This window comes from Piscinibacter sp. (assembly GCF_050175855.1).
In the GTDB taxonomy this organism is placed as follows: Bacteria; Pseudomonadota; Gammaproteobacteria; order Burkholderiales; family Burkholderiaceae_C; genus Piscinibacter.
This window is the reverse complement of sequence record NZ_JBFXIO010000350.1, coordinates 1-5,355: the sequence shown is the minus strand read 5'-3', so window position 1 is coordinate 5,355 and position 5,355 is coordinate 1. Positions and strand designations below refer to the sequence as shown.

General features: G+C 72.0%; 5 protein-coding genes. 4 read left to right on the top strand and 1 reads right to left on the bottom strand.

Annotated features, from left to right (window positions below; translation table 11 throughout):
- The 4 genes from boxA to AB7U92_RS21075 form a co-directional block, all read left to right on the top strand.
- Positions 1 to 1,055: benzoyl-CoA 2,3-epoxidase subunit BoxA (boxA, locus tag AB7U92_RS21090; RefSeq protein ID WP_428581639.1), on the top strand; the 1,055-nt coding region annotated here is incomplete at its 5' end.
- Between the two features lie 11 nt (positions 1,056 to 1,066).
- On the top strand, positions 1,067 to 1,852 hold the full coding sequence (locus tag AB7U92_RS21085; RefSeq protein ID WP_428581636.1) for an enoyl-CoA hydratase-related protein: 786 nt from the start codon (positions 1,067 to 1,069) through the stop codon (positions 1,850 to 1,852).
- Positions 1,849 to 3,381 (top strand): 3-hydroxyacyl-CoA dehydrogenase, encoded by a 1,533-nt coding sequence (locus AB7U92_RS21080; protein WP_428581634.1) that lies wholly within the window; start codon positions 1,849 to 1,851, stop codon positions 3,379 to 3,381. Before AB7U92_RS21085 ends, AB7U92_RS21080 begins: the two co-directional genes overlap by 4 nt.
- Entirely contained in the window at positions 3,378 to 3,824 is a 447-nt protein-coding gene (locus AB7U92_RS21075; RefSeq protein ID WP_428581631.1) for a MaoC family dehydratase, read from the top strand. The genes AB7U92_RS21080 and AB7U92_RS21075 overlap by 4 nt, the downstream gene beginning before the upstream one ends.
- Here the strand turns inward: AB7U92_RS21075 and AB7U92_RS21070 are convergent, their stop codons facing one another.
- A complete protein-coding gene (locus AB7U92_RS21070; protein WP_428581628.1) occupies positions 3,825 to 5,120 on the bottom strand; it encodes an Hsp70 family protein in 1,296 nt (431 codons plus the stop codon).
- Between the last annotated feature and the right edge of the window lie 235 nt (positions 5,121 to 5,355).

The window sequence follows — 5,355 nt, the reverse complement described above, 5'->3', positions numbered from 1 at the left end:
TGGCCGAGCAACTCACCTGGGACGTGCTGCCGGCCGAGCTGACGGCCGAGGAACTGGCCGAGTCGGGCGTGGCTGCCGATGCGGCGACGGCCGAAGCGCCGGCGCCGGCTGCCGCCGCGCTGGCCACGACGGGCACCGAAGCCGCCTTCAACAGCGCGCAGTACAACGCCACGCTGCCACCCTGGTCGGCCGCGCATGCCTACACCAACCTCTACGGCCCCAAGGCCGCGGAGAAGAGCGTCACCGCCACGGTGGTGGGCAACGTGCGCGTCACCGAGGTCGGCAAGGAGTACGACACCCACCACATCGTGCTCGACTTCGGCGCCATGCCCTTCCCGGTGCTGGAAGGCCAGAGCATCGGCATCGTGCCGCCGGGCACGGATGCGAGCGGCCGGCCGCACCATGCGCGCCAGTACTCGATCGCCAGCCCGCGCAACGGCGAGCGGCCGGGCTACAACAACGTCTCGCTGACCATCAAGCGGGTGCTCGAAGACCACCAGGGCAAACCGGTGCGCGGCGTGGCCAGCAACTACATGTGCGACCTGAAGGTGGGCGACACGGTGCAGGTGATCGGCCCGTTCGGCACCACCTTCCTGATGCCCAACCACCCGAAGAGCCACATCGTGATGATCTGCACTGGCACCGGCAGCGCGCCGATGCGGGCGATGACCGAGTGGCGCCGGCGCCTGCGCCAGTCGGGCAAGTTCGAGGGGGGCAAGCTGATGCTCTTCTTCGGCGCGCGCACGAAGGAGGAACTGCCCTACTTCGGCCCGCTGCAGAACCTGCCCAAGGACTTCATCGACATCAACTTCGCCTTCAGCCGCACCGCAGGCGCGCCCAAGCGCTACGTGCAGGACGCGATGCGCGAGCGCGCCGCCGACCTGGCCCCGCTGCTGGCCGATCCCAACGCCTACTTCTTCGTGTGCGGCCTGAAGGCGATGGAAGAAGGCGTGGTCGCCACGCTACGCGACGTGGCACGCGGCGCCGGGCTGGACTGGGACACGGTGGGCGCGGCGATGAAGCGCGAAGGCCGCCTGCACCTCGAAACGTATTGACCCGCAGACGCATGGACACCCTGCGCATCGAACCCCGCGCCCCCGGCGTGGCCCAGGTGACGATGGCCCGCGAGGCCGTCTTCAACGCCTTCGACGAGGCGATGATCGGCGAGCTCGACGCCGCCTTCGCGCAGCTGGAAGCCGACGACACCGTGCGCGTGATCGTGCTGTCCGGTGCCGGCAAGCATTTCAGCGCCGGCGCCGACCTGCAGTGGATGCAGCGCGCCAGCAGCGCGAGCCAGGAGTGGAACCTCGCCGATGCGCGCCGCTTCGCGGCGATGCTCGCGCGCATCGAGGCCTGTGCAAAGCCCACGGTGGCACGCGTGCAGGGCGCGGCGCTGGGCGGCGGCGTGGGCCTGGCCTGCGCCTGCGACATCGCCATCGCGGCCGACGACGCGAGCTTCTCGGTCAGCGAAGCGAAGTTCGGCATCCTGCCGGCGGTGATCGGGCCCTACGTGGTCAACGCGGTCGGCAAGCGGCAGGCGAAGCGCCTGGCACTGACCACCGAGCGCATCCGCGCCGGCGAGGCGCTGGCCATCGGCCTGGTGCAACAGGTCGTCGCCCGCGAGCAGCTCGACTCCGCGGTCGACGCCGCGATCCAGAACCTGCTCGCCGGCGGCCCGGCCGCCCAGCGCGAGATCAAGCAGCTATTCGCGCAGCTCGAAGTCGGGCCGATCACGCCCGCGGTGCGCGAACTCACCGCCGCCACCATCGCCCGCGTGCGCGGCACCGACGAGGCCCGCGAGGGCTTCGCCGCCTTCATGGCCAAGCGGCCGGCCAACTGGATTCCCCGATGAGCATCGATCTTCGCAACGCGCCCGTGCTGGTGGTGGGCGCCGGCATCATGGGTGCCGGCATCGTGCAGGTGGCGGCGCTGGCCGGCCACCGCGTCATGCTCTATGACACGCGCGCGGGCGCGGCCGCGCAGGCGCTCGACAAGCTCGCCGGCACGCTGAAATCGCTGGTCGACAAGGGCAAGCTCGCGGCCGATGCGGCGCAGGCGGCGATGGCGCGCATGGTCGCCGTCGATTCGCTCGCGCAGGCGCGCGAGTCGGGCCTGGTGGTCGAGGCGATCGTCGAGAACCTCGACGCCAAGCGCGCGCTGTTCCGCGAGCTCGAAGGCCTGCTGGCGCCCGAGGCGGTGCTGGCCACCAACACCTCGTCGATCAGCGTCACCGCCATCGCCAACGGCCTGGCGCATCCGCAGCGCCTGGTCGGCATGCACTTCTTCAACCCGGTGCCGCTGATGAAGCTGGTCGAGGTGGTGCACGGCCTGCAGACCGACGCCGCGGTGGCCGAGGCGATCTTCGCGCTGAGCCAGACCTGGGGCAAGGTGCCGGTGCACGCGAAGAGCACGCCGGGTTTCATCGTCAACCGCATCGCGCGCCCCTTTTACGCCGAGACGCTGGCACTGCTGCAGGAGCAGGCGGCCACGCCGCAGGTGCTGGATGCCTGCCTGAAGGCAGCCGGCTTCCGCATGGGGCCGTGCGAGCTGATGGACCTGATCGGCCACGACACGAATTTCGCGGTCACCAACTCCGTTTACGCGGCCAACTTCTTCGACAAGCGCTACGTGCCCTCGCTGGTGCAGGGCGAGATGGTGGCCGGCGGCCTGCTCGGCCGCAAGAGTGGCCGCGGCTTCTACGCCTACGGCGAAGGCGGCGGCGTGCCGCCGCTGCCGGTGGCGGTGCACGAGGCACCGGCCACGGCGCGGCAGGTGACGGTGCATGGCGTCGGGCCCATCGCCGATCATCTCGAGCACGCCGCCATCGCCGCGCTCGCGCCGCAGGGCTGGGGCCCGGCGCGCGACCTGGCCAGCGACTGGATCGGCCTGACCGTCGACGGCGCGCACCTCGTGCTCACCGACGGACGCAGCGCCCAGCAGCTGGCGCGTGAACTCGGCGCGGCCGACGTGGCGGTGTTCGACCGCCCTGTGGCGCTGCCCATCGCGCCGGGCAGCGCGCTCGCCTACGCGGTGGCACCTTCGGCCCATGCGGCCTGGCGCACCCAGGCCGGCGCCTGGCTGGCCGCGCTCGGCTTCACGCCGCTGCCGCTGGCCGATGCGCCGGGCCTGGTGGTGGCGCGCACCGTGGCGATGCTGATCAACGAAGCCGCCGATGCGGTGCTGCAGGGCGTGTGCGACGAGGCCGGCGCCGATGCGGCGATGAAGCTCGGCGTGAACTACCCGGCCGGGCCGTTCGAGTGGCTCAAGGGCTGGAGCGTCGACGGCGTGGCCGCCGTGATCCACGCGCTCGACGCCGAGTACCGCGGCGAGCGCTACCGCCTCAGCCCCTGGCTGCGCCGCCGCGCCCATCGTTCGTCATGAAGTTTGCGGAGTTCAGCGTGGGCCAGGTGATCGAAGCCGGCCCCTATGAGGTGAGCGAGGAGGAGATCGTCCGCTTCGCCACGCAGTACGACCCGCAGTGGTTCCACACCGATGCGAGCGCCGCCGCGAAGGGCCGCTTCGAGGGCCTGATCGCCAGCGGCTGGCACACCTGCGGCATCGCGATGCGCCTCGTGGCCGATGCGGCGCTGGCCGGCAGCGAATCGTTCGCCTCGCCGGGGCTGGCCTACGTGAAGTGGCCGCACCCGGTGCGCCCGGGTGACCGGCTCAGCGTGCGCGCCACGGTGGTGGAGACGCGCCGCTCCAAGGGCAAGGCCGGCCTGGGCATCCTGCGCTGGCGGTGGCAGCTCTTCAACCAGCACGGCACCGAGGTGCTGGACCTCGAGGCCACCAGCCTGTTCGATCTCTCCGTCGCGGCCGCCTGATCAGCCGCGCCCGTACCAGCGCTGCGCGAACACCGCCAGCCCGCTGGCCACCGAGGCGAAGCGGTCGCCGCGAACCTGGCGCGCCGCCGGGAAGGCGGCGGCGATTCGCTGCGCGAGCAGCCGCAATCCGGTGGAGCCGCCGGTGAAGTACAGCGCGTCGATCGCCTCCGGCGCCAGCCCGGCCTGGCGAACGGTCTCGCGCGCGGCGGCGACGATGCGTTCGATGTCGGCGTCGAGTGCGGCCACGGCCTGCGGCTCGCTCAACTCCACCGTCAGCCGGCGCTCGACGTGCGAGAGGTCGATGGTGGTGCGGCCGCCCTCCGCCACGGCGATCTTGGCGTCTTCGGCGCGCGCGGCGAGTTCGTGGCCGAGCCGCTCGTCGACCACGATCATCAGCCGGTCGTGGTGGCGCGTGTCGGCGTAGAAGCCGCGCATGCCGCGCAGTTCGGCCACGCGCGCCGGGTTGTAGACGGTGTTGATCAGGTGCCAGGTGGCGAGGTCGAAGTAGACGCCGCTGGGCACCTCGCGCGGCGGCGCGCCACCGATGCTCGGGCCGAACGCGCCGTAGCCGAACTCGGGCAGGATGGCGGCGAGTTCGACACGGCGGTCGAAGTCGGTGCCGGCGATATGCACGCCGTGGTTGGCGAGGATGTCGTCCTTGCGCTCCAGGCGCTTCGCCCGCTCGGGGCCGACACGCACCACCGAGAAGTCCGAGGTGCCGCCGCCGATGTCGGCCACCAGCACCACCTCTTCATGGGCGATGCCGCGTTCGTGGTCGAAGGCCGCGGCGATCGGCTCGTACTGGAAGTGGATGTCGGCGAAGCCCACCTGCCGCGCCGCCGCCTCCAGCGCCGCCTGCGCCTGCGCGTCGCGCGCCGGGTCGTCGTCGACGAAGAACACCGGGCGGCCGAGCACCGCTCGGTCGATCGGCGCCTGCGCATCGGCCTCGGCGCAGCGCTTCAGGTGGCGCAGGTAGCCGGCCACGATGTCGAGGTACTTCACGCCGCGGCCGCCACCGACGTCGGTGGTCTGCTCGATCAGGCTGCTGCCGAGGATGCTCTTCATCGAGCGCATCAGGCGGCCGTCCAGCCCGTCGACGTAGGCGGCCACCGCGGCGCGACCGAAGGCGCGCGGCGGGCCGTCGTGCTCGGGGCCTTCGACGAAGTAGAAGACCGCCGTCGGCATGGTGGTGTGGCCGGGCTCGAGCTCGACCAGGCGCATGCCGCGCGCCGCGTCGGGCGTCACGGGAATCGCCACGGCGGAGTTGGAGGTGCCGAAGTCGATGGCGCAATACATGGCATCTGCCGCAGGCGGCCGGTTTGCGAGGGGCGCGATTGTAGGGGTGTCATCCGCCGAGGCCACAATCCGCGCCGAGATGGACCGTCGCCACGCCCTCGCCCACCTCGGCCGCCAGGCCGCTGCCGTCGCGCTGTGGCAGTTGTTCGGGCCGGCCCAGGCGCAGGCGCCGGCGCGCTGGCCGGCGAACGCGGGCGACCCGTTCACGCTCGGCGTGGCCAGCGGCATGCCGCGG

Excerpts from the sequence above, each read along its gene's own strand:
- AB7U92_RS21080 (WP_428581634.1), top strand. The coding sequence starts at position 1,849 with ATGAGCATCGATCTTCGCAACGCGCCCGTGCTGGTGGTGGGCGCCGGC.
- AB7U92_RS21085 (WP_428581636.1), top strand. The coding sequence starts at position 1,067 with ATGGACACCCTGCGCATCGAACCCCGCGCCCCCGGCGTGGCCCAGGTG.
- AB7U92_RS21075 (WP_428581631.1), top strand. The coding sequence starts at position 3,378 with ATGAAGTTTGCGGAGTTCAGCGTGGGCCAGGTGATCGAAGCCGGCCCC.
- AB7U92_RS21070 (WP_428581628.1), bottom strand. The coding sequence starts at position 5,120 with ATGTATTGCGCCATCGACTTCGGCACCTCCAACTCCGCCGTGGCGATT.